Raw genomic sequence first — 213 nt, 5'->3', positions numbered from 1 at the left:
AAGCCACCACCAGGACGCCCACCGCGGTCGTCATCACGACGCGGCGCACGATCATCACGACGGAACCCACCACCGGAACCGCCACCACGACTGTCGTCACGGCGGAAACCACCACCGGAACCACCACGACGGTCGTCCCGAGGGAAACCACCACCGGAACCGCCACCACGACTGTCGTCACGGCGGAAACCACCACCGGAGCCGCCACCGCGG

1 protein-coding gene is annotated in these 213 nt (G+C 68.5%); it reads right to left on the bottom strand.

What is annotated here, in order from left to right; all coding sequences use genetic code 11:
* On the bottom strand, nucleotides 1-181 hold a 181-nt coding region (locus ABZV38_RS40525; protein ID WP_356333984.1), incomplete at its 3' end, for a hypothetical protein.
* Nucleotides 182-213 lie beyond the last annotated feature (32 nt).

This window comes from Streptomyces sp. NPDC005181 (assembly GCF_040608395.1).
GTDB lineage: Bacteria > Actinomycetota > Actinomycetes > Streptomycetales > Streptomycetaceae > Streptomyces.
The sequence above is the reverse complement of the archived record's forward strand: the minus strand, read 5'-3'. Positions and strand labels throughout refer to the sequence as shown.